Below are 21,067 nucleotides of genomic sequence, written 5' to 3' on the forward strand. Positions count from 1 at the left end.
TTGGATGCGACAAGTCCAAGGCGCATCCTGCGCGGGCTTGAACCGCGCAGAGTTGAAGCTCACCCCCCGCGCACCGGCGGCATCATTACCTGCTTGCGGCGGCAGGGACGGCGGTCGATCTCATCGCAGGCGCGGAATTGCAGGTCCTTGCTCATGCAAATCCGTACCTCGCTGAGGCGCTTGCTGTCGCAGGTCACCGCGATCGCCGCACTGCTCAAACCCGGATTGGCCTTGATGAAAGCATCCTCGATCGCGGCAGGCTCAACGGTCTTGGTGGTGTTCAGTTCGAGATAATCGGCCGGGATTTTCACGGCGGCCCGTGCCTTGCGGATCGCTTCAAAATAGCGCCGCGCGCCGAGGCCGGAACAGGTGCCGTGCTTGTCCCACTCGTTGTAGATCAGCCCCGGCGCAGGCATCAGGTCGAGCATCGAACTCATGACCCGGCGATCGAGCCGCGGCGCCGGCCGCTGGCAATAATTCGGGAAGCCGCGCTCGTATTGCGGCCATAACCCGTGCACCACGAACGAATAGGGCCGCCCACCGCACTGGATCCGTGTGTTCTTTCCGGTGTTGCCGCGCTCGCTTGCCGCCTTGCAGAACGATGGCGACCACGACAGCGACAGAACATAGAAGTCGAACTCGCCGGGCGCGTTCTGGCGCCGGTCCTGCGCCGCCGCACCGCTGACCGACAGCGCCGTCGCGAACAGGCCGACGACGGCCAGCGCCGCCAGCCGGCGGCCAATCAACCTCGAGAAACCCAACATGGATACGCCCCCGCTCCCTCGGTGCAGAAAGCCTACCGAGGCCAAAAGAACATTACAAGAACAAATATGCACCGCGATCCGGGCACCGGATGACGCCACATCAGATCGGAGATTTGGCTGAACGATCAGGGCCGCGCGGATTTGCAGGACGGGTTGTAGGCCCAGTTGCGGTCAAGCCCCACGACGCACCATTGCACACCCGACTGATAGCCGGCGAAACCGCCGTCTTCGGTGATCGAGTAATGAACCTGCCGCACGCGGCCGTCGCTCAACAGCGCATTCGCGGAGCAGAAGCGGCGCGGAATGGTGTCCGGCGCGCCGCGGGACCACGGACGGAACGCCGTTTCATGGACACGATCGAAACCGGTGATCTGCAGGCTGGAATTCCAGAACGTGCTTTCCTTTTCAGCGAACTGATAGGAAATCGCATTCAGCGCCTGCTCGCACTGCCCCATCTGGCCGTCATAGCGCGGCCCGGACAGCCAGAAATTCAGTTCGAGCGGATTGGCGGCCCGTGCCGCATCGCCCATGGCCAGCAATCCGAGCGCTGCGCCGACAACGGCGGCAAGGCTGGATGTCCTGAAAGATGTGAAAAGGTCGCGCATGAAGCAGCCCACCGCAAATCGTTGGGGCGGAAGGTGCCGCGAAGCCGTAACCGGGTCAAGTGCAACGCGGCAACACCCCGGAACAACCCCGTGCGGAGCGGCCAGCCGTTCTTTCAAAGGCTTATGATGGCGTTTACAGTGCCTCTGCGGAATCAACGGAGACGACGATGCGAGCGATCGACATGGCGAAACGGACGGCGATCCTGACCTGTGCGCTGGTTTCCGGTGCAGTGGTCTCCGGTGCGCTGTCGGCGACGCCGGCCATGGCCGACTGGGTGCCGCCGTTCAAGGGCAACGACACCGGCGGCATCATCGCCTATTCGCTCTACACCAGCGGCGCCGACGCCAAGGGAATGGCTGTCGATCACTGCGCGCGCTACGGCAAGGTGGTGAAACTGACCGGCGCCCAGGCGACCTACGGCGGCTACATCTCGTTCGCCTGCATATGGGTGCCGGAAGGCTCCTACGGGCGGCCGTTGCGCACCCGCTACTGAGCCAACCGCCTCTCGAACTCGGCGGCGTTGACGACGCCGCGACGATGGCTGCCATCGCCGATCTTGCGCTCGCCGTCCCACGCCTCCACCGCGAACATCACGCTACGTCCCTTGATTGCGGTGACGCGCGCAACCGCATGGACGGTGTGACCGACCGGCGTCGCGGCAAGATGCCGGATGTTGACCTCGGTGCCGACGCTGACATAGCCGTCCGGCAGATGCGGCGCGATCGTCGCGCCTGCCGCCCGCTCCATCAGCAGGATCATCATCGGCGTGGCGAACACCATCGGCATGTTCGGCACGAAATGCCCGACAGTGTGATCGGGCGCGACAACGACCGAGGCTTCCCCCGTCATACCGACCTTGACGTTTTCGAGCACGCTCATGGCCACCTCGCGAGATGAAGTCACCGGCATACGCTTCATCCTGAGGAGCAAGCCGAATGATCGCGCCTCAGGTGAGCACCGTTAGAAACGTGTGGATGTTGCATCATGGCCAGCGACGGCGACAGGCCGTCGCGCCGGGAAATCCGTTATTTCTTCTGCCGCTCGACGAAGGTCTTGCCGCCCTTCATCTTGTTCGTGAGCGGTGCCTCATTGATCTGCACCACCACCGCTTCGGCATCGACGCCGAGATTCTTCACCAGCGCCTGGGTGATATCGAGCATCATGCCCTTCTTCTGTTCTTCGGTGCGGCCGGCCGCCAGATTGATCGTCACTTCGGGCATGTTTTGCTCCTGTATTTTTGGGTTTACATCCAGTTGATAGCATGCCGCGCCAGAACCTTGCGCACGGCTTCGACCAGTTCGCTTTCCTTCGCGGCGAACTGCGCCTGCGCCTGCTTCTCGCGATAATCGTCGCGGTCGCTCGACAGGTTCGCAATCTCGGCACCGAGGATCAGATCCTTGATCTGAATTTCGCCTTTCGCCTTCTCGTCACCGCCCTGAATGACGACGCATGGCGAGTTGCGGCGGTCGGCATATTTGAACTGGACGCCGAGATTGTTCTTCGGATTGCCGAGATAGAGTTCGGCGCGGATACCCGCATTGCGCAGCGTCGCGACGAACGTCTGGTACTGCGCGATCTCGTTGCGATCCATCACCACGACCACCACCGGACCGAATTCGGGAGTCGTGTCGATCTTGCCGAGCATCGTCAGCGCGGCTTGCAGCCGCGACACACCGATGGAGAAGCCGGTCGCCGGCACCGGCTCGCCACGAAAGCGCGAGACAAGGCCATCATAACGCCCGCCGCCGCCGACCGAGCCGAACCGCACCGGGCGGCCCTTCTCGTCCTTCGTTTCGAGCAGCAATTCCACTTCGTAGACCGGGCCGGTGTAATATTCGAGGCCGCGCACGACGGAGGGGTCGATTAGAATACGTTTGCTGCCATAGCCGCCTGAATATGCAAGGTCAGAAATGGCTTCGAGTTCATCGATTGCGTTTGAGCATTCGGGGAAGTGCCCTCGAAAAACCTTCAGGGTCTCGCGATTCGTGAAAGCAAGTGACGCTCCTTCCAGCAGAGAGTCTTCTTGCTCCCAATGTTGCAACGACTTCACATCAACTAGTTGAGGCTTGGAACCAAGTAACGTCAGAACACCATGGATTTGCTCCGCGTTCAGCCCCGCCCCCTTCGTGAAGTCGCCACTTTCATCTTTGCGGCCGTCGCCGAGAAGTTGTGTGACGCCTTCCACGCCGAGACGATCCAGCTTGTCGATCGCGCGCAGCACGGTAAGCCGCTTGCCGGCATTGTCGTCGCCGCCAAGGCCGATGCTTTCCATCACACCATCGAGCACCTTGCGGTTATTGACCTTCACCACATAGGAGCCGCGCGGAATGCCGAGCGCTTCCATGGTGTCGGCCGCCATCATGCACATCTCGGCATCTGCGGCGGGCGACGCACTGCCGACCGTATCGGCATCGAACTGCATGAACTGGCGGAAGCGCCCCGGCCCCGGCTTCTCGTTGCGATAGACGTAGCCATGGCGATAGCTGCGATAGGGCTTCGGCAGGGTATCGAAATTCTCCGCGACGTAGCGCGCCAGCGGCGCGGTCAGGTCGTAGCGCAGCGAGATCCACTGCTCATCGTCGTCCTGGAATGAGAACACACCTTCGTTGGGCCGGTCCTGATCGGGCAGGAACTTGCCGAGCGCATCGGTGTATTCCATCGCCGGGGTCTCGACCGGCTCAAAGCCGTAGCGCTCATAGACGGCGCGGATTTTCTCGACCATCTGCCGCGTCGCCGCGATTTCGGCGGGCGTGCGGTCGACCAGCCCGCGCGGCAAGCGGGCGCGGAGTTTCTGCGGCTTTTTCGGTTTCTTGTCGGACATGGGCTCGTGCTGTTTTTATAAGTCAAAGTTGACTTACAAAGTCGACACCGAGTTACCAGCCACGAGGAACTGCGGCAAGCGTTCCCGTTCGATGTCATGGCCGGGCTTGTCCCGGCCATCCCGATAGGGCGGGCAGGGTGCTTTCCTAAGCGGGATGCCCGGCACGAGGCCGGGCATGACAGCCGAAACACATGGCTTTAGTTCACCAGCACCGCCCCATCACACCGCACGCCGGTCACCCAGACATCCGCCTGCCCGAGTCCGACGCCGAGCGTCTGCAGCACGCTGGCGAGCGGCGCATCCACCGAATGGGTCGCGCCGCCGATGATCGAGAGAACCAGCGGCGCGAGGCCGGGCACCGGCAGCCCGAGCGGGCCAAGCTGGACAGCGAGTTGCAAATCGCCAAGCAGGCTCGCCGTGAGCGACGACGTGAACGACGTGGTGTTCACAGTCTTCTTCGTCTGCGCCTGAATATCCGGATAGCTGAACGTCACCGGCGTCGGCGCGGTGTTGGCCATCGTCGCGTGCGCCCTCCCCGTCACCTGCACCGCGCCGAGATCGACAAGCTTCGCCGCAGGCGGATTGGGTTTGGTGGAAAAGTTGTTGAGGTCGGCGGTGGACACCTTGCCGATCCACGCATCGACGATGCCCGGCGACACGCCGAGCCGCACCGACGAGGTGCTGACATCGGGATAGCCGCAAGCGACCGCATCGAGTGTCGCGGTGCCCGCGGCGATCTCGACATAGACCGGTAGATTGACCACCGACACCGTGCCGCTGCCGATCAACTTGACTTGCAGGAGTATGCGGGTCTGCGCGGTGTGCACGCTGGCGCCCTGCGTCCCCACCGTGACCCAGTTCGTGCCGACCGGCCGTTCGCCGACCGTCGCCGTCAACGTCACCGCCGCGATGCCCGGCAGACCGAGATTGACCGTCGCCGCGATCTGGTGCGCACCGTTGGCGATCTGCCCGGCCGCCGACAACAGATCGAGCGCCGACACCGTGACCGCCGCTTTCGGCTTTTGCCCGACGGGAAGCGTGCCGTACGGTCCCGCACCGAACAGCGAACTCAGGGCGATCTTTGTCGTCAATCCCGCCAGCGCCAGCGAGATATTCGACAACGCCGCCGTCGCCGCGCTGTTTCCGCCTGAGGCAGTTTGCAGCGCCGCGATCACATCGGTGAGTTTGAGGTTTGAATCGAGCAGCGCATCGTAGGTGACTCCGGTCAGATTCGCCCGCGTCGCCAGCGCCGACAGAAAATCGAACATGTCGATCTTCGCATCGAGCAGCGCCTGATAATCCATCGCCGACAGCGACAGCGAGGTGCCGAGCAGCCCGCCGAGCAGCGCGTTCAACAGTCCGCCATTCAGCGAGGCCAGCCGCGAGCCGATCGCGAAACTCGCCATCTGCGTGGTCGCGGCAATCGCGGAGGCGTGAACATCGAAGCTTGGCGAACCGGTCAGCACCTTGCCGAAATACAGCGGTGTTCTGGTCTTCAGGGTGACGCGGACGGCGTTCGATGGTGTGGCCGACGGCGTGAAACGCTGCGGCGGCGATAGCGCGCCGTCGGCCACATAGAGGCCGGGCTCGACAGCCACGAGCGAGTCCGGCGGGTAGTTGTTTTTGGCGACAGTCGCAGCGGCCGCGCGCGCGGCGTGGGACAGATCGCTCGCCGCGACGATGGCGGCGAGATCGGCCGTGCTCTGGGTCCGGCGCTTGTCGGCAAAGACGGTGCCGATATCGACGCCGAATGCCGCCATCCCGACCACAAGCAACATGCCGCCGGCAGCCATGATCGCGACGTTGCCGCGCTGATCGGAGATGAAACGATGAAGTATCCCCCGCATGGCAGCCTCCCATCAATATCCGCCACGCGGAATCGCGGCGGCGCGCACGACTGTCGAAGGCGGTGACGGCACGAACGACGGCAGTGAATAGATGAACATGCCGGAGGCGTCGTAACGCACCGTCACCGTGAACACGTTCGCGTCCGACGCCGATGTCGCGGCATTGATCGCAAGGTGCGACGGATCGATCAGCGCATAGGAGCCGGCGTTGGCGGTGACGTAACTGTTCGCCGGTGCGCTGCGCTCGGTTTCGCTCAGGCCCGCGACCGAGGCACGCGCCGCTTCGGCGGCAAGTTGCTGCACGCCGTGGACCACTGCGAGATACGATCCGAACACGACGATGCCGAACATGATCGCGAGAAACGCCGGCAGGATCAGTGCGAATTCAACCGCTGCCGCGCCGCTGCGCGCGCGACGAAACCACTGAACCAAGGTTGGGAGAGAGCCAGTCATGAGCGCATTTGCGCACACAACCTTTAAGAGCAAATAAATCAGATACACTACTAATGGTAGTATATCTATACGACCGCCTTCGCAGTTTCACTTACCGGCGACCGGCGGCAGCTATGCGTTTCGATCTGCATGCGAAACTGATAGGCTGGCTGCGCCCACAGCTACTTTGCCGGAAGGAAACCACCTTGAACATTCAGCACCCCCGTCCGCCCGTCGCCTCGCCGAACGATCTTGCCGCCTACTGGATGCCGTTCACCGCCAATCGCTCGTTCAAGCGTGCTCCGCGCATGCTCGCCGGCGCCGATGGCATGCACTACATCACGACGGACGGCCGCAAGATTCTCGATGGCGCATCGGGCATGTGGTGCACTAACGCCGGCCACAACCGCGCGCCGATCGTCGATGCGATCCAGAAGCAGGCCGCGACCATCGACTACGCGCCGCCGTTCCAGTTCGGCCATCCGAAGGCGTTCGAACTGGCGAGCCGCATCGCCGCGCTGGCGCCGAAGGGCCTCGATCACGTGTTCTTCTGCAACTCCGGTTCGGAGGCGGTCGACACCGCGCTGAAGATCGCGCTCGCCTATCACAACGGTCGCGGCGACGCCGGACGGACCCGGCTGATCGGCCGCGAGCGCGGCTATCACGGCGTCGGCTTCGGCGGCATTTCCGTTGGCGGCATGGTCAACAACCGCAAGATGTTCGGTTCGCTGCTCACCGGCGTCGATCACCTGCCGACCACCTACGATCGCGAGAAAATGGCGTTCTCCAAGGGCGAGCCGGAATGGGGCGCGCATCTCGCCGATGAACTCGAGCGTATCGTCGGCCTCCACGGTCCGGGCACCATCGCCGCCGTGATCGTCGAGCCGATGGCCGGTTCGACCGGCGTGATCGTGACGCCGAAGGGCTACCTGCAAAAGCTGCGCGCGATCTGCGACAAGCACGGCATCCTGCTGATCTTCGACGAAGTCATCACCGGTTTTGGCCGTCTCGGTTACGCCTTCGCTGCCGAGCGTTACGGCGTGACGCCGGATATGATCACGTTCGCCAAGGGCGTCACCAACGGCGCTGTGCCGATGGGCGGCGTGCTGGTGCGCGACGAGGTCCACGACTCCTTCATGAAGGGTCCGGACAACGCCGTCGAACTGTTCCACGGCTACACCTATTCGGCACATCCGCTGGCCTGCGCCGCCGGCATCGCCACCCTCGACGTCTACCGCGAGGAAGGCCTGTTCGAGCGCGCCCGCACGCTGGAACCGAAATGGGCCGATGCGGTGATGGACCTGCGCAAGGAACCGAATGTCGTCGACATCCGCACTGTCGGCCTCGTCGTTGGCATCGATCTTTCGCCGAACAAGGACGGGCCGGGCGCGCGCGGCTACGCAGCGCTCGATAGCGCCTTCCATGACCACGACGTCATGATCCGCGTCGCCGGCGACGCCGTCTGCCTGACCCCGCCCTTGATCGTCAGCGAAAGCCAGATCGGCGAGATGATCGACAAGGTCGCCAAGGTGATCCGCGCGGTGGCGTAAGCTGCTGGCGCCCGATGCGAAACTGTCATGCGCGGGCTTGACCCGCGCATCCATCTTCTTCCATGGCAAAAGCCGGGATGGATTGCCGGGTCAAGCCCGGCAATGACACATCGGGGATAAATGACACATCGGGATAGTTGCAACACCGGGAAACACCAGCTTTCGCCCCGAATCAGCGTTTGATGCTAGTCTGTTCGCCTCCTGGGGCTGGACTGACTGGATGATTCGGATATCGACGATTTTCATCGCCATCTGCATGGTGCTGATCGCAGCTTCGCTCGGTCTCATCCTTTATTCAGTGGCGGGATGGAGCGTCCAGGAATCGGGGCTGGTCGCGCTGGCCGCGCTGACCTTCCTGATCCTCTACAACGCGGTGTCGCTGCGGATGCGCGACCGCGCCAATGTCGGCAACCAGATCGCCGATCTGTCGCGCGGCACCACTGATCTCGCCCGTCAGATTTCCGAATACGGACGCCGCCTCGCGGCGATCGAAACCCGGGTTGCCGCTGTCACCGAGTCGGGCAGTGCGGACCGGCTGCGGACCATCACCGGCGAAATCGGCGAACTCGGCATGCTGGTGAAACATCTCGCCGACCAGGTCGCATCACAGGGAGAATTGCTGTCCGGCGCGGCCCGCCAAGAGCGGTACGACGATGCCGATCATGTTCATGCAACTAATGTGGCCGTTCCGCGGCACGCCGAAATGCCGGCCGAACCGCAGCCCGTACGCTCACAGCCCGTCCCATCGCCCGCGATCAACGACGCCGAAATCGTTTCCGCGGTGAGGAACGCGATCGCGGCCAACCGCATCGACCTTTATCTCCAACCGATGGTGACGCTGCCCCAGCGCAAGGTGCGCTTCTACGAGGCGGTGTCGCGGCTGCGCGACGACAACGACCAGCTTCTGCCCGCTGCCGACTTTATCGGTCCCGCCGAATCCGCCGGGTTGATGGGACAGATCGACTACATGGTGCTGTTCCGCTGCGTGCAGGTGCTGCGACGACTGATGGTACGCAGCAAGGACGTCGGCGTGTTCTGCAACATCTCGGCGGCGACGCTCGGCAATGCCGAGGTGTTCGCGCAATGCCTCGACTTCCTCGAAACCAATCGCGTGCTGGCGCCGTCGCTGGTGCTCGAGTTCAAGCAGGACACCTTCCGCCATCTCGGCCCGCTGCAGAGCGAGCATCTCGGCAAATTGGCGCGGCTCGGCTATCGCTTCTCGATCGACAATGTCAGCGACCTGCGGATCGACGGCCGCGAACTGGCCGACCGCGGCGTCGGCTTCATCAAGGTGCCGGCGAAGCTGCTGCTCGATCCGCAACTGTCCACCGCCGACATTCATGCCTCCGACCTGTCCGGACTGCTGCAGCGTTTCGGCATCAACCTGATCGCCGAGAAGATCGAGGGAGAACGCGCGGTGGTCGACCTGCTGGACTACGATGTCCGCCTCGGGCAGGGCTTCCTGTTCTCGGCGCCGCGCCCGCTGCGCCCCGAAGGAACCGCGCCGGCGGAGAGCGCCGCGCAGGGCAAGCCCGCTTCCGCGCCGCCGCGTGCCGTGGTATCGGGCGCCATCAAGGCCGATGCCTCGCCGGAGGACGGTCGCCTCACCGGCAACGCCGCATTGGCCCGGCGCGCCGCCCAAAGCTGATCGGTTCTGTCCGCAATGACCACACTGCAATTCGTCGATAACCTGCGCGACCTCACGCGCGGCGTTGATGTCATCATCAGCGACATCTGGGGCGTCATCCATGACGGCCTCAAAAGTTTTCCCGAAGCCTGCCATGCCCTGCACAGCTTCCGCGAACAGGACGGCACCGTCATCATGCTGACCAACGCGCCGCGCCCGGCCGATTCCGTGCAGCGTCAGCTGCGCCGGATGAACATCGCGGACGACACCTACGACGCCATCGTCTCGTCCGGCGATCTCGCGCGCAACTACGTCGCCGCGCGGCTCGACCAGTCGGTGTTCCAGCTCGGCCCCGAGCGCGATAACCCGATCTATCGCGGGCTCGACGTCAAGTTCGCGCCGCTGGAGAGCGCCGACTACATCGTCTGCACCGGCCCCGCCGATGACGATGTCGAAACTGCCGAAGACTATCGCGACATGATGGTCGAAGCGCGCAAGCGCGACCTCACGTTCATCTGCGCCAATCCCGACATCGTGGTCGAGCGCGGCGACCGGCTGGTCTATTGCGCCGGCGCCATCGCCGAACTCTATCGCGAACTCGGCGGCAAGGTGATCTTTTACGGCAAGCCGCATCCGCCGGCCTATGAGCGCGCGATGGAGCTGGCCGCCGGCAAGCGCGGCGGACCGACGCCGCGCGAGCGCATGCTCGCGATCGGAGATTCGGTTCGCACCGACCTCACCGGCGCCAACACCATGGGCCTTGACTGCGTGTTCGTCACCCGCGGCATCCACGCCGCCGAATTCGACGGCGTCGATCACATCGACGATGTCGAGGTGAAGCGGCTGTTCGGCGAGGCCAAGCCGCCGAAGGTGCTGATGCACAGCGTGAAGTGGTGAGCTGACCGATTTCGCCGTGTCGCCTCTGCGCAAGCGAAGAATGCGAGCGTGATCTCTCCACTCGTCGTCCCCGCGCAGGCGGGGATCCATAACCACCGCATCGTCTGCTGAAACGAGAAACGCAGTTCCGGCAAACCAACTGCGCTCAGGGAATCTGGGTCCCCGCCTGCGCGGGGACGACGCGGAGATATTCAGCCTCCCACAGAACGCACCGCCGCTTTCTTTTCCCTCACCCGGACAAGCCCGGCCATGACAGAAGAGCATTCTGTCGTCCCCCAAAACAAAATGCCCGGCGCGAAGGCCGGGCATTCAAACGCTGAAGCGGTCCGAAAGACGCTTACGCCGGCGCGTGATCGGGGAACACGGCCTCGATCTTGGTCTTGAGCGTCGCGGCGTTGAACGGCTTGACGATGTAGTTGTTCACGCCAGCCTTCTTGGCGGCGATGACGTTCTCGGTCTTCGATTCCGCCGTGATCATGATGAACGGGGTGGTGGCCAGATTCGGATCGCCGCGCACTTCCTTGAGCAGCTCGTAACCGGTCATCGGCTCCATGTTCCAGTCGGAAATGATCAGACCGTACTTCTTGCTGCGCATCTTGTTGAGCGCCGCCGATCCGTCGCTGGCGTCGTCGATATTCTCGAAACCGAGTTGCTTGAGAAGATTGCGGATGATGCGGATCATGGTGTTGTAGTCATCAACCACCAGAACCGGCATCGAGAGATCCATCGCCATCGCACTTTCCCCTTCTGGCGCTCCGCTTTCAGCGGGCGCTCCTCAAAACCAAACTGCTCGCGCCTGAAATTCCCAGCCCTCGGGGGGGCGGCTTCTGCTCCCGAGGGTGCCGAAACAGGTAGCAGTGGCGCTTAAACAGCCAGTTAATCGGCTTCCTCAACATGAATGTTTCGTGGCAAGACCATGCGGCCCGGCGGCTTGACTTCCGCACCCGCACACCGTCACGTCGTAGCCGAACCCATCGGCAAGCCGTTTTCAACGCATGACATCTTCGTTTACCGTAATTCGCGATACCACCCCGGCCGCAACCATCCCACGCGGCGCCGTGGTCGCGCTGGGCAACTTCGACGGCGTCCATCTCGGCCATCGCGCCGTGATTGCCGCGGCCGTGGACATGGCGGGGAAAGCCGGCCATCCGGCGCTGGCGGTGACCTTCGAGCCGCATCCGCGCACTTTCTTCAGCCCCAACACCCCGCAGTTCAAGCTGACCGCGCTCGACGACAAGCTGCGGCTGCTGGCGGCGACCGGCCTTGCCGGCGCGGTGGTGATGACCTTCGACGCCGCCCGCGCCCGCACCACGGCGATGGATTTCATTAACCACGACCTGATCGAGCGTCTCGGCATCACCGGCATCTCGGTGGGGTACGACTTTCATTTCGGCAAGGGCCGCGCCGGTTCGCCGGCGCTGCTCGCGGAGAAGGGCAAGGAGCTCGGCTTCGCCGTTCACATCCAGTCCCATGTCGATGCCGACGGCATGGCGGTGTCGTCGACTGAAATCCGCAACGCGCTCGGCCAGGGCCTGATCGACGAGGCGACCGCCCTGCTCGGCTATCCCTGGTTCGTGTCCGGCGAAGTCATTCACGGCGAGAAGCGCGGGCGCGATCTTGGCTATCCCACCGCCAACATCCGGCTCGATCCCGCCTGCGGGCTGCGCCACGGCGTCTATGCCGTGCGGGTCGGCCGCGCCGATGGCAGCCGCGTCGACGGCGTCGCCAGTTTCGGCCGCCGCCCGACCTTCGACAACGGCGCGCCGCTGCTCGAAGTGTTCCTGTTCGACCTCAAGGGCGACCTCTACGGCGAGCGTCTCGATGTCGCCTTCATCGCCTTCCTCCGCGACGAACTGAAATTCGATCGTCTCGACGCGCTGGTCAAGCAGATGGACGACGACTCTGCCCGCGCCCGCGCCGCGCTGACGGCGGCGCCCGAGGCGTTTCCGAAGCTCGGCAAGGTGGGGTGAGTTTTCTCCCTCCCCCTTGTGGGGAGGGTGGCGCATTGAGAGCGAAGCGCGCAATGCGTCGGGTGGGGGTCTATGCATGGGCCTTTCACCCCACCCCAGCCTCCGCTTCGCTCGGCTGACCCTCCCCACAAGGGGGAGGGAATCAACATCGCTCCAGTGGACCATGTCCTACCCGCGAAATCAGCATGACGGCCTGAAATGACTGTTTTCCCGCCCATCCGGCGCTTTGCGATCCGGCGACCGCCTGCTATTGAAGGCCGCATGTCCGCATGGCGCTCCATAGACAGCATTAGCCGCCCGGCTTCCGTCTGAGCTTTGGCTCGGCGCAAGACCGGGACGTTTCAGTTTCATCGCGATCCATCGCGTTTCAGCGCCATCCAGCTAGCCAGAGTTTTTATGTCCGATAAGCCGCAAAAGTCCGACGCCCCCGACTATTCCAAAACCCTTTACCTGCCGCAGACGGACTTCCCGATGCGCGCCGGCCTGCCGCAGCAGGAGCCGAAAATCCTCGCCCGCTGGACCGAGACCGGCCTCTACGACCGGCTGCGCGACACCGCCCGTGGGCGGCCGAAATTCGTGCTGCATGACGGCCCGCCCTACGCCAATGGCAACATCCATATCGGCCATGCGCTGAACAAGATCCTCAAGGACCTCGTGACCAAGAGCCAGCAGATGCTCGGCCACGATTCCAACTACGTGCCGGGCTGGGACTGCCACGGCCTGCCGATCGAATGGAAGATCGAGGAAGAGAACTACCGCTCCAAGGGCAAGCAGAAGCCGGACCTGAAAAACTCCGCCGCGATGCTCGCCTTCCGCCGCGAATGCCGCGCCTATGCCGAGCACTGGCTCAACGTCCAGCGCGAGGAATTCAAACGCCTCGGCGTGATCGGCGACTGGGATCATCCCTACACCACCATGAGCTATCCGGCGGAAGCGCAGATCGCGCGCGAGCTGATGAAGTTCGCCGCCAACGGCACGCTCTATCGCGGCTCCAAGCCGGTGATGTGGAGCGTGGTCGAGAAGACCGCGCTCGCCGAAGCCGAAGTGGAATACGAGGATCACACCAGCGACACCGTGTGGGTGAAATTTCCGGTCAACGCCGCGCATGGCCGTCTCGCCCATGCCTCGGTGGTGATCTGGACCACCACGCCGTGGACGCTGCCCGGCAACCGCGCCATCAGCTTCTCGCCGAAGATCGCCTACGGTCTCTACAAGGTCACCGATGCCCCCGCCGACAACTGGGCCAAGACCGGCGATCTTCTGATCCTCGCCGACAATCTCGCCGCCGACGTGTTCAAGCAGGCGCGCGTCACGTCCTATGAAAAAGCCGGCGATGTGTCGGCCGACATTCTCGACGCGATCGAGTGCAGCCATCCGCTGAAAGGTTATGAAGGCGGCTACGAATTCACCGTGCCGCTGCTCGCCGGCGATCACGTCACCGACGACACCGGCACCGGCTTCGTCCACACCGCGCCGGGCCACGGCCGCGAGGACTTCGACATCTGGATGCAGAACGCACGCGATCTCGAAGCGCGCGGCATCAGCTCGGCGATCCCCTACACCGTCGACGAGAACGGCGCACTGACGACGCAGGCGCCGGGCTTCACCGGAAAACGCGTCATCACCGACAAGGGCGAAAAGGGCGACGCCAACGAGGCCGTCATCAAGGCACTGGTCGAACGCGGCATGTTGCTGGCACGCGGCCGCCTCAAGCACCAGTATCCGCATTCGTGGCGCTCGAAAAAGCCGGTGATCTTCCGCAACACGCCGCAATGGTTCATCGCGATGGACAAGGACATTGCGACGAACGGTACGGCAAAGAACGGCGACACGCTGCGTCATCGCGCACTCGAAGCGATCAAGGTGACGCGCTGGGTGCCGGAGCAAGGGCAGAACCGCATCACCGGCATGATCGCCGGACGGCCCGACTGGGTGATCTCGCGCCAGCGCGCCTGGGGCGTGCCCATCACTGTGTTCGTGCGCGAAAAGGGCGACGGCTCCGCCGAGATTTTGCAGGACGATGCGGTGAACAAGCGCATCGCCGACGCGTTCGAGCAGGAAGGCGCCGACGCGTGGTACGCCGAGGGCGCGCGCGAACGTTTCCTCGGATCGCGCGCCAACGAGGACTGGACCAAGATCGACGACGTCTGCGACGTCTGGTTCGATTCCGGTTCGACCCATGCTTTCGTACTCGAAGACCCGAAAAACTTCCCCGGCCTCGCCGGCATCACGCGGAAGGTCGACGGCGGCGAAGATACCGTGATGTATCTTGAGGGCAGCGACCAGCATCGCGGCTGGTTTCATTCCTCGCTGCTGGAAAGCTGCGGCACACGCGGCCGCGCGCCCTACGACGTGGTGCTGACCCACGGCTTCACGCTCGACGAGAACGGCCGCAAGATGTCCAAGTCCTTGGGCAACACGGTCGAGCCGCAGAAGGTGATGGCGCAATCGGGCGCGGACATCCTGCGCCTGTGGGTGGCGGCGACCGATTACTCCGACGACCAGCGCATCGGCCCGGAGATTCTCAAGAACACCATCGAGACCTACCGGAAGCTGCGCAACACCATCCGCTGGATGCTCGGCAGCCTCGCGCATTTCCATGACGCCGATCGCGTCAAGGCCGATGACATGCCGGAGCTCGAGCGGCTGATGCTGCACAAGCTGGTCGAGATCGACGGCATTGTGCGGCAGGCCTACGCCAACTTCGACTACAAGACCGTGGTGGCGACGCTGGCGAATTTCATGAACACCGAATTGTCGGCGTTCTACTTCGATATCCGCAAGGACACGCTGTACTGCGATCCGCCGTCGTCGGTGGCGCGCAAGGCATCGCTCACGGTGATCGACTATCTGTTCCGCTGCATCGTCACCTGGCTCGCGCCGATCCTGTCGTTCACGGCGGAAGAAGCATGGCAGTCGCGCAACGGCAATGACGCGCCGTCGGTGCATCTGGAGTTGTTCCAGAGCGTGATGGCGGCGTGGCGCAACGACGCGCTGGCGAAAAAATGGGAGACCATCCGCGCGGTACGCTCGGTGGTCACCGGCGCGCTGGAAATCGAACGTGCCGCCAAGCGGATCGGCTCGTCGCTCGAAGCCTCGCCGATGGTCTACGTGTCGGACCTCGAAACGCTCGGCATCCTCGCCGATATCGATCTCGCCGAAGTGTGCATCACCTCGAATGCGATGATCACCAACGACGACGCGCCGGCCGATGCGTTCCGGCTCAGCGACGTGCCCGGTGTCGCCGTGGTGGTCGAGAAAGCGATCGGCACCAAATGCGCGCGGTCGTGGAAGATCCTGCCGACAGTGGGCGAAGACCCTGAGTATCCCGACGTCTCGCCGCGTGATGCACAGGCGCTGCGTGAATGGAAGGCGCTGGGGCGGGTTTGAACTTTTCAAGTTGCCTCGTTGCAACTAAGGATCACCCCACCCGGCTGGCCTGCGGCCAGCCACGCTCCCCATCGAGGGGAGGGATAAGCGTGGCGACATCGGTTCTTTCTTCTCCCTCCCCCTTGTGGGGAGGATCGGCGAGCGAAGCGAAGCCGGGGTGGGGGTCCGCATAAACGTGAAAGCTGCAATGTGATGTCCCCTCACCTCCGCTCCGGATTGATCGCGGCTATCGCGGCACTGATCGCCGATCAGGCGTCGAAGCTGTGGCTGCTTCACATCTTCGAGATCGGCCGGCACGGCGCGGTCCGCGTGACGCCGTTCTTCGACCTCGTGCTGGCCTGGAATACCGGCATCAGCTACGGCTGGTTCCAGAACGAGGGCGCGCTCGGCCAGGCGATCCTGCTGGGCATCAAGGCGCTGGCGGTGATCCTGCTGGCGGTCTGGATGGCGCGTTCCCAGACCCGCCTCGCGGTCATCGGGCTCGGTTTGATCATCGGTGGGGCGATCGGCAACGCCATCGACCGCCTGGCCTATGGCGCGGTGGTCGATTTCGCCCTGCTCCACGCCGAAATCGGCGGAAAAACCTACAACTGGTACGTGTTTAACCTTGCGGACGTGGCCATCGTTGCCGGGGTCATCGGCCTGCTGTATGACTCTTTTGTAAGGCCAGACGCCGTAAAAACGCCCTGATAGCAACCGATATCCGGGGCACGTTGACGTCTGGCGACCGGCTGTTTTTCAGGGCTTTAGTCCCTGCCGCCATGCCTGGCCTGGAACCGACCATTCGGGATAACTGCGATGCGCCACTCCACAACCGACCGACTGTCCGCAACACACGGCTGGCTGCGCGCCCTGCGCCTCGCCGCCGTCATGCTCGGCGTCGGCCTGCTGGTCTCGGCGACCACCGCCCGCGCCCAGGATGACGAAGACCAGCCCGACGAAAGCTTCGAGGCGGGCATCATCAAGAACATCATGCACGGCCTCGGCGGCAAGTCGGTCGAGGACCGCGGCATCAATTATCGCGAACGCTCCCCGCTGGTGGTGCCGTCGAACGTCACCGCTCTGCCGCCGCCGGAAACCGGCAAGCCGAAGCTCGCGCCGAACTGGCCGAAGGATCCCGACGAGATCGCGCGCAAGGAAGCGATCGAAGCCAACCGCAAGCCGCTGCCCGACGAGCGCGAGGCGGCGCGTCCGCTGACCCCGAGCGAACTGAACATCAAGCCGGCGCGCAAGCGGCGCACCGTCGCCGACACCGGCCCCGACGATGCGCGCGACTACAACAATCACCTGCTCAGCCCGAGCCAGCTCGGCTTCACCAACGGCATGTTCTCGAAGATGTTCGGCGGCACCAACGTCGAAACCGCGCCCTTCAAGGGCGAGCCGGACCGCGAAACGCTGACCGAACCGCCGGCCGGCTACCAGACGCCATCGCCGAACTACGCCTATGGCAGCGGCCCGATGAAGCCGCTGAACGGCGTGTACGATCCCGCGAGCGGCAAATACGGCGACCAGTAAGCCGGTCTTGCGCGAGGCGACCCGCCGCCTTGCCCGCCGTTCCGCGACTCTTTTACCGCGATCAGATCGCACGATGATCGTCAGGTCCTGAACGCGATGTCGTGCCGGACGATTCGAGGAGTCGACAGACAGATCATGACACCGACCTTCCGCATGTCTTTACGCGCCATGTCCCGCCGCGCCACGGCGACCGGCCTGATGCTCGCCGCAACGCTGCTCACGGCACCCGCGCTCGCCGCATCTTCCGCGACCGCCGAACGCCCGGCCACCTTCACCCTCGACAACGGACTTCAGGTCGTCGTCATTCCCGATCACCGCACGCCGGTGGCGACCCAGATGATCTGGTACAAGGTCGGCTCCGCCGACGAGACGCCCGGCAAATCCGGCCTCGCGCACTTCCTCGAGCATCTGATGTTCAAGGGCACCAAGGCGCACCCGGCCGGCGAGTTCTCGCAAAGCGTGGTGCGCTCCGGGGGCAACGAGAACGCCTTCACCTCGCGCGACTACACCGCCTATTACCAGAGCGTGCCGCGCGACAAACTCGAATCGATGATGGCGTTCGAGGCCGACCGCATGACCGGCCTCGTGCTCAAGGACGAGAACGTGCTGCCCGAGCGCGACGTGGTGCTCGAGGAATACAACATGCGCGTCGCCAACAGCCCGGAAGCGCGGCTCGGCGAGCAGATCATGGCGGCGCTGTATCTCAACAATCCCTACGGCCGCCCGGTGATCGGCTGGCGTTCGGAAATCGAGAAGCTCAACCGCGAGGACGCGCTGGCGTTCTACAAGCGGTTCTACGCGCCGAACAACGCCACGCTGGTGATCGCCGGCGACGTTACCGTGCAGGACATCCGTCCGGCCATTGAAGCGACCTACGGCAAGATTCCGGCCCAACCCGGCATTCCCGCCAAGCGCATCCGCCCGCAGGAGCCGCCGCCGGCCGGCCCGCGCACCGTCACCCTCGCCGATCCGCGCGTCGAACAGCCGAGCCTGCAACGCTATTATCTGGTGCCCTCGGCGCTCACCGCCGCCCATGGCGAGAGCGAGGCGCTGGAGGTGCTGGCGCAACTGCTCGGCAGCGGCAGCAATGCCTATCTCTATCGCGCGCTGGTGGTCGACAAGCCGCTCGCGGTCAGCGCCGGTGCCTGGTACCAGGGCACATCGATCGACGAGACCCAGTTCGCCATTTCGGCCTCGCCCAAGCCGGGCGTGACCTTCGCGCAGCTCGAACAGGTCATCGAGAGCACGATCGCCAAGGTCGCCGATCATCCGATTCCCGCCGAGGATCTCGAACGCGCCAAAACCCAGCTGATCGCCGAAGCGGTCTACGCGCGCGACAGCCAGAGCACGCTGGCGCGCTGGTTCGGCGGCGCCGTCACAGTCGGCCTCACCGTCGACAACATCCAGAACTGGCCGGACCGCATCCGCGCCGTCACCGCGCAGCAGGTCAGCGACGCCGCGAAAAAGTTGCTCGACAACAAACGCTCGGTCACCGGTTATCTGATCAAGGACGAAGCGCGCAAGCGCGAGGAGAAGCGCTCGTGACCGTTCGCCATTTCACACGCCGCGCTGCGCTCAGCGCCATCGCCGCCACCGCCGCCGCTCTCGGCACGCTTCATCTCGCGCCGACCCCCGCGCACGCCGCGACCAATATCCAGCGCGTGGTGTCGCCCGGCGGCATCGAGGCCTGGTTCGTGCAGGACGCCACCGTGCCGCTGGTCGCGATCCAGTTCGCCTTCACCGGCGGCAGCGCGCAGGACCCCGCCGGCAAGCCGGGTGTCGCCAATTTCGCCGCCAGCATGCTCGACGAAGGCGCCGGGGATCTCGACTCCAGCGCCTATCACGAGCGTCTCGAGCGCCGCGCCATTCAGCTCAACTTCAACGTCAGCCGCGATTACGTGCGCGGATCGCTGAAAATGCTGAAGGAGAACAGCGACGAGGCTTTCGATTTGCTGCGCCGCGCGCTGACCTCGGCGCGCTTCGATGACGAACCGATGGTGCGGATCCGCTCGCAGCTGCTCTCGATTGTGCGGCGGTCCTCGACCAATCCGAACTCGATCGCCCATCGCGAATTCTGGGCCAACGCCTATCCCGGCCACCCTTACGCGCGGGAGACCACCGGCACCCTCGAAAGCCTGCCAACCATCGAAGCCGCCGATCTCAAGGCTTACGTGCGGCACGCCTTCGCCCGCGACAATGTGAAGATCGCCGTGGTCGGCGACATCGACGCCGAGCATGTCGGCAAGCTGCTCGACATCGCGTTCGGCGGCCTGCCCGCAAAAGCGCAGCTTGCGCCGGTGCCCGACGCCAAATTCGTCACGACGCCGAAGCAGGTGTTCCTTCCGCTCGATGTGCCGCAAACCGCGATCATGTTCGGCGGCCCCGGCATCAAGCGCGCGGATCCCGATTTCATGGCGGCCTATATCGTCAACCACGTGCTCGGCGGCGGCTCGCTGTCCGGACGGCTCTATCACGAGGTGCGCGAGAAGCGCGGCCTCGCTTATTCGGTGTCGGAATCGCTGTCGTGGATGCAGCACGCCGACCAGTTCATCGGCGCCACCGCGACCCGCACCGACAAGGCCGATGAAGCCGTGGCGACCATCGCGGGCGAACTGCGCCGCATGAGCGAGCAGGGCCCGACGCAGGAAGAACTCGACGGCGCCAAGTCCTATCTCAAGGGGGCGCAGATGCTGTCGCTCGATTCCTCGACCAAGATCGCCGGCGCGCTGGTGCAGTATCAGCTCGACAATCTCGGCATCGACTACATTCAGCGCCGCCCGGCGATCATCGACGCGGTGACGCTCGACGACGCGAAACGCGTCGCGAAACGGATCTGGGGCCAGGGCCTGTTGTCGGTCAGCGTCGGCCGCGCGGTGCAGGCGACGGCGCAGACCGCGCCGGTGGCGCCAGCGGCCAAGGCGCAGAACTGAGCCGGAGCAGGCGCCATGGTGTTCCGGATCCTGCTTGAGCGCGAGGCGGAGAAAGCGGCGGCCGCCAAGGCTGCGGCCAAAACCTCTGCCGAAACCTCTGTGACGGCTGCGCCCCAGACGCCCGCCGCTGCGGCCGACAGCGCAACGTCTGCAAGCGCCGCCGCCGCCGGCTCTCCCGATCCGGCCGCCCGCGACAGCGGTGCCGCGAGCAAATCCTCCGCAAGCGAGTAAGATGGCGCGCTGATTCCCGATGGCCGGGAATCTCATGCCCTGGTGCGCCATGCTGCGGATCACCCGCACGATCGTCCTCGACGAGAACGACATCGACATCCAGTTCGTCCGCGCCTCCGGGCCGGGCGGGCAGAACGTCAACAAGCTCTCGACCGCGGCGCAACTGCGCTTCGACGCCAGACGTCTTGCAATGCCGGACGACATGCAGACGCGCCTCGCGACGCTCGCGGGCCAGCGCATGACCAAGGACGGCGTCATCGTCATTCACGCCCAGAGATTCCGCACTCAGGAGCGCAACCGCGCCGACGCCATCGACCGGCTGCTGGAACTGCTGCGCGAGGCGGCGGTGCGCCCGAAGCCGCGCCGTGCGACGCGGCCGACCCTCGGCTCGAAGATGCGCCGCCTCGAGGGCAAGAAGCGCCGCAGCGATGTCAAATCGAAACGTGGCGGCGGACGGTTTGAGGATTAGGGTGATTGATGCGCTCTT

At 64.4% G+C, this 21,067-nt stretch carries 20 protein-coding genes; 12 read left to right on the forward strand and 8 right to left on the reverse strand.

All coding sequences use genetic code 11. The annotated features are described in order from the left end of the window. Positions 1-59 precede the first annotated feature (59 nt). Positions 60-764, reverse strand: a complete 705-nt coding sequence (locus tag ASC80_RS13400; RefSeq protein WP_056297813.1) for a ribonuclease T2 family protein — start codon at positions 762-764, stop codon at positions 60-62. A 125-nt stretch (positions 765-889) separates the two neighbouring features. Further along, the gene (locus ASC80_RS13405; protein ID WP_056297815.1) at positions 890-1,369 is read right to left on the reverse strand and encodes a hypothetical protein; all 480 of its coding nucleotides are present in this window, start codon (positions 1,367-1,369) and stop codon (positions 890-892) included. 263 nt (positions 1,370-1,632) lie between these two features. Between ASC80_RS13405 and ASC80_RS13410 the strand changes: the two genes are divergently transcribed. Further along, on the forward strand, positions 1,633-1,863 hold the full coding sequence (locus tag ASC80_RS13410; protein ID WP_244487289.1) for a hypothetical protein: 231 nt from the start codon (positions 1,633-1,635) through the stop codon (positions 1,861-1,863). Here the strand turns inward: ASC80_RS13410 and ASC80_RS13415 are convergent. The 5 genes from ASC80_RS13415 to ASC80_RS13435 form a co-directional block, all read right to left on the reverse strand. After that, the gene (locus ASC80_RS13415; RefSeq protein WP_056298929.1) at positions 1,857-2,249 is read right to left on the reverse strand and encodes a thioesterase family protein; all 393 of its coding nucleotides are present in this window, start codon (positions 2,247-2,249) and stop codon (positions 1,857-1,859) included. The genes ASC80_RS13410 and ASC80_RS13415 overlap by 7 nt on opposite strands. A gap of 146 nt (positions 2,250-2,395) precedes the next feature. Further along, positions 2,396-2,590 carry a tautomerase family protein gene (locus ASC80_RS13420; RefSeq protein WP_056297821.1) on the reverse strand — a complete coding sequence of 65 codons (195 nt, stop codon included), beginning with the start codon at positions 2,588-2,590 and terminating at the stop codon, positions 2,396-2,398. Positions 2,591-2,613: 23 nt separating this feature from the next. Next, positions 2,614-4,191, reverse strand: a complete 1,578-nt coding sequence (gene hisS / locus ASC80_RS13425) for a histidine--tRNA ligase (protein ID WP_056297824.1) — start codon at positions 4,189-4,191, stop codon at positions 2,614-2,616. Positions 4,192-4,388: 197 nt separating this feature from the next. Then, on the reverse strand, positions 4,389-6,038 hold the full coding sequence (locus ASC80_RS13430; protein WP_056297827.1) for a TadG family pilus assembly protein: 1,650 nt from the start codon (positions 6,036-6,038) through the stop codon (positions 4,389-4,391). A gap of 12 nt (positions 6,039-6,050) precedes the next feature. Continuing rightward, entirely contained in the window at positions 6,051-6,491 is a 441-nt protein-coding gene (locus tag ASC80_RS13435) for a TadE/TadG family type IV pilus assembly protein (protein WP_056298931.1), read from the reverse strand. 245 nt (positions 6,492-6,736) lie between these two features. Here ASC80_RS13435 and aptA point away from each other — a divergent pair, with 245 nt between their 5' ends. The 3 genes from aptA to ASC80_RS13450 all read left to right on the forward strand — a co-directional run bounded on the left by aptA (position 6,737) and on the right by ASC80_RS13450 (position 10,544). Next, positions 6,737-8,020, forward strand: coding sequence for an omega-aminotransferase AptA (gene aptA / locus ASC80_RS13440; protein ID WP_502690971.1), 1,284 nt, complete (start codon positions 6,737-6,739; stop codon positions 8,018-8,020). A 220-nt stretch (positions 8,021-8,240) separates the two neighbouring features. Further along, complete coding sequence (locus tag ASC80_RS13445) at positions 8,241-9,668, forward strand: EAL domain-containing protein (RefSeq protein WP_056297830.1); 1,428 nt, start codon at positions 8,241-8,243, stop codon at positions 9,666-9,668. 15 nt (positions 9,669-9,683) lie between these two features. Then, the gene (locus ASC80_RS13450; RefSeq protein ID WP_056297833.1) at positions 9,684-10,544 is read left to right on the forward strand and encodes a TIGR01459 family HAD-type hydrolase; all 861 of its coding nucleotides are present in this window, start codon (positions 9,684-9,686) and stop codon (positions 10,542-10,544) included. Positions 10,545-10,881: 337 nt separating this feature from the next. On the opposite strand, the gene ASC80_RS13455 is transcribed toward ASC80_RS13450, so the two are convergent. Continuing rightward, positions 10,882-11,277 (reverse strand): response regulator, encoded by a 396-nt coding sequence (locus ASC80_RS13455; protein WP_056297836.1) that lies wholly within the window; start codon positions 11,275-11,277, stop codon positions 10,882-10,884. Between the two features lie 262 nt (positions 11,278-11,539). Between ASC80_RS13455 and ASC80_RS13460 the strand changes: the two genes are divergently transcribed. The 8 genes from ASC80_RS13460 (at position 11,540) to arfB (ending at position 21,049) form a co-directional block, all read left to right on the forward strand. Then, positions 11,540-12,514 carry a bifunctional riboflavin kinase/FAD synthetase gene (locus ASC80_RS13460; protein WP_056297837.1) on the forward strand — a complete coding sequence of 325 codons (975 nt, stop codon included), beginning with the start codon at positions 11,540-11,542 and terminating at the stop codon, positions 12,512-12,514. A 396-nt stretch (positions 12,515-12,910) separates the two neighbouring features. Continuing rightward, positions 12,911-15,904 (forward strand): isoleucine--tRNA ligase, encoded by a 2,994-nt coding sequence (ileS, locus tag ASC80_RS13465; protein ID WP_056297840.1) that lies wholly within the window; start codon positions 12,911-12,913, stop codon positions 15,902-15,904. A gap of 192 nt (positions 15,905-16,096) precedes the next feature. Beyond that, positions 16,097-16,594: a signal peptidase II gene (lspA, locus tag ASC80_RS13470; protein WP_056297843.1), complete on the forward strand. Its 498-nt coding sequence runs from the start codon at positions 16,097-16,099 to the stop codon at positions 16,592-16,594. 108 nt (positions 16,595-16,702) lie between these two features. Then, on the forward strand, positions 16,703-17,419 hold the full coding sequence (locus ASC80_RS13475) for a hypothetical protein (RefSeq protein ID WP_056297847.1): 717 nt from the start codon (positions 16,703-16,705) through the stop codon (positions 17,417-17,419). Positions 17,420-17,587: 168 nt separating this feature from the next. Then, entirely contained in the window at positions 17,588-18,964 is a 1,377-nt protein-coding gene (locus ASC80_RS13480; RefSeq protein ID WP_082512570.1) for a M16 family metallopeptidase, read from the forward strand. Then, positions 18,961-20,349 (forward strand): M16 family metallopeptidase, encoded by a 1,389-nt coding sequence (locus ASC80_RS13485; protein WP_082512571.1) that lies wholly within the window; start codon positions 18,961-18,963, stop codon positions 20,347-20,349. The genes ASC80_RS13480 and ASC80_RS13485 overlap by 4 nt, the downstream gene beginning before the upstream one ends. 15 nt (positions 20,350-20,364) lie before the next feature. Next, the gene (locus ASC80_RS13490; RefSeq protein ID WP_056297850.1) at positions 20,365-20,580 is read left to right on the forward strand and encodes a hypothetical protein; all 216 of its coding nucleotides are present in this window, start codon (positions 20,365-20,367) and stop codon (positions 20,578-20,580) included. 49 nt (positions 20,581-20,629) lie between these two features. After that, on the forward strand, positions 20,630-21,049 hold the full coding sequence (gene arfB, locus ASC80_RS13495) for an alternative ribosome rescue aminoacyl-tRNA hydrolase ArfB (protein WP_056298943.1): 420 nt from the start codon (positions 20,630-20,632) through the stop codon (positions 21,047-21,049). Positions 21,050-21,067: the final 18 nt, after the last annotated feature.

Origin of the sequence: Afipia sp. Root123D2 (genome assembly GCF_001425835.1) — a bacterium.
In the GTDB taxonomy this organism is placed as follows: Bacteria; Pseudomonadota; Alphaproteobacteria; order Rhizobiales; family Xanthobacteraceae; genus Afipia.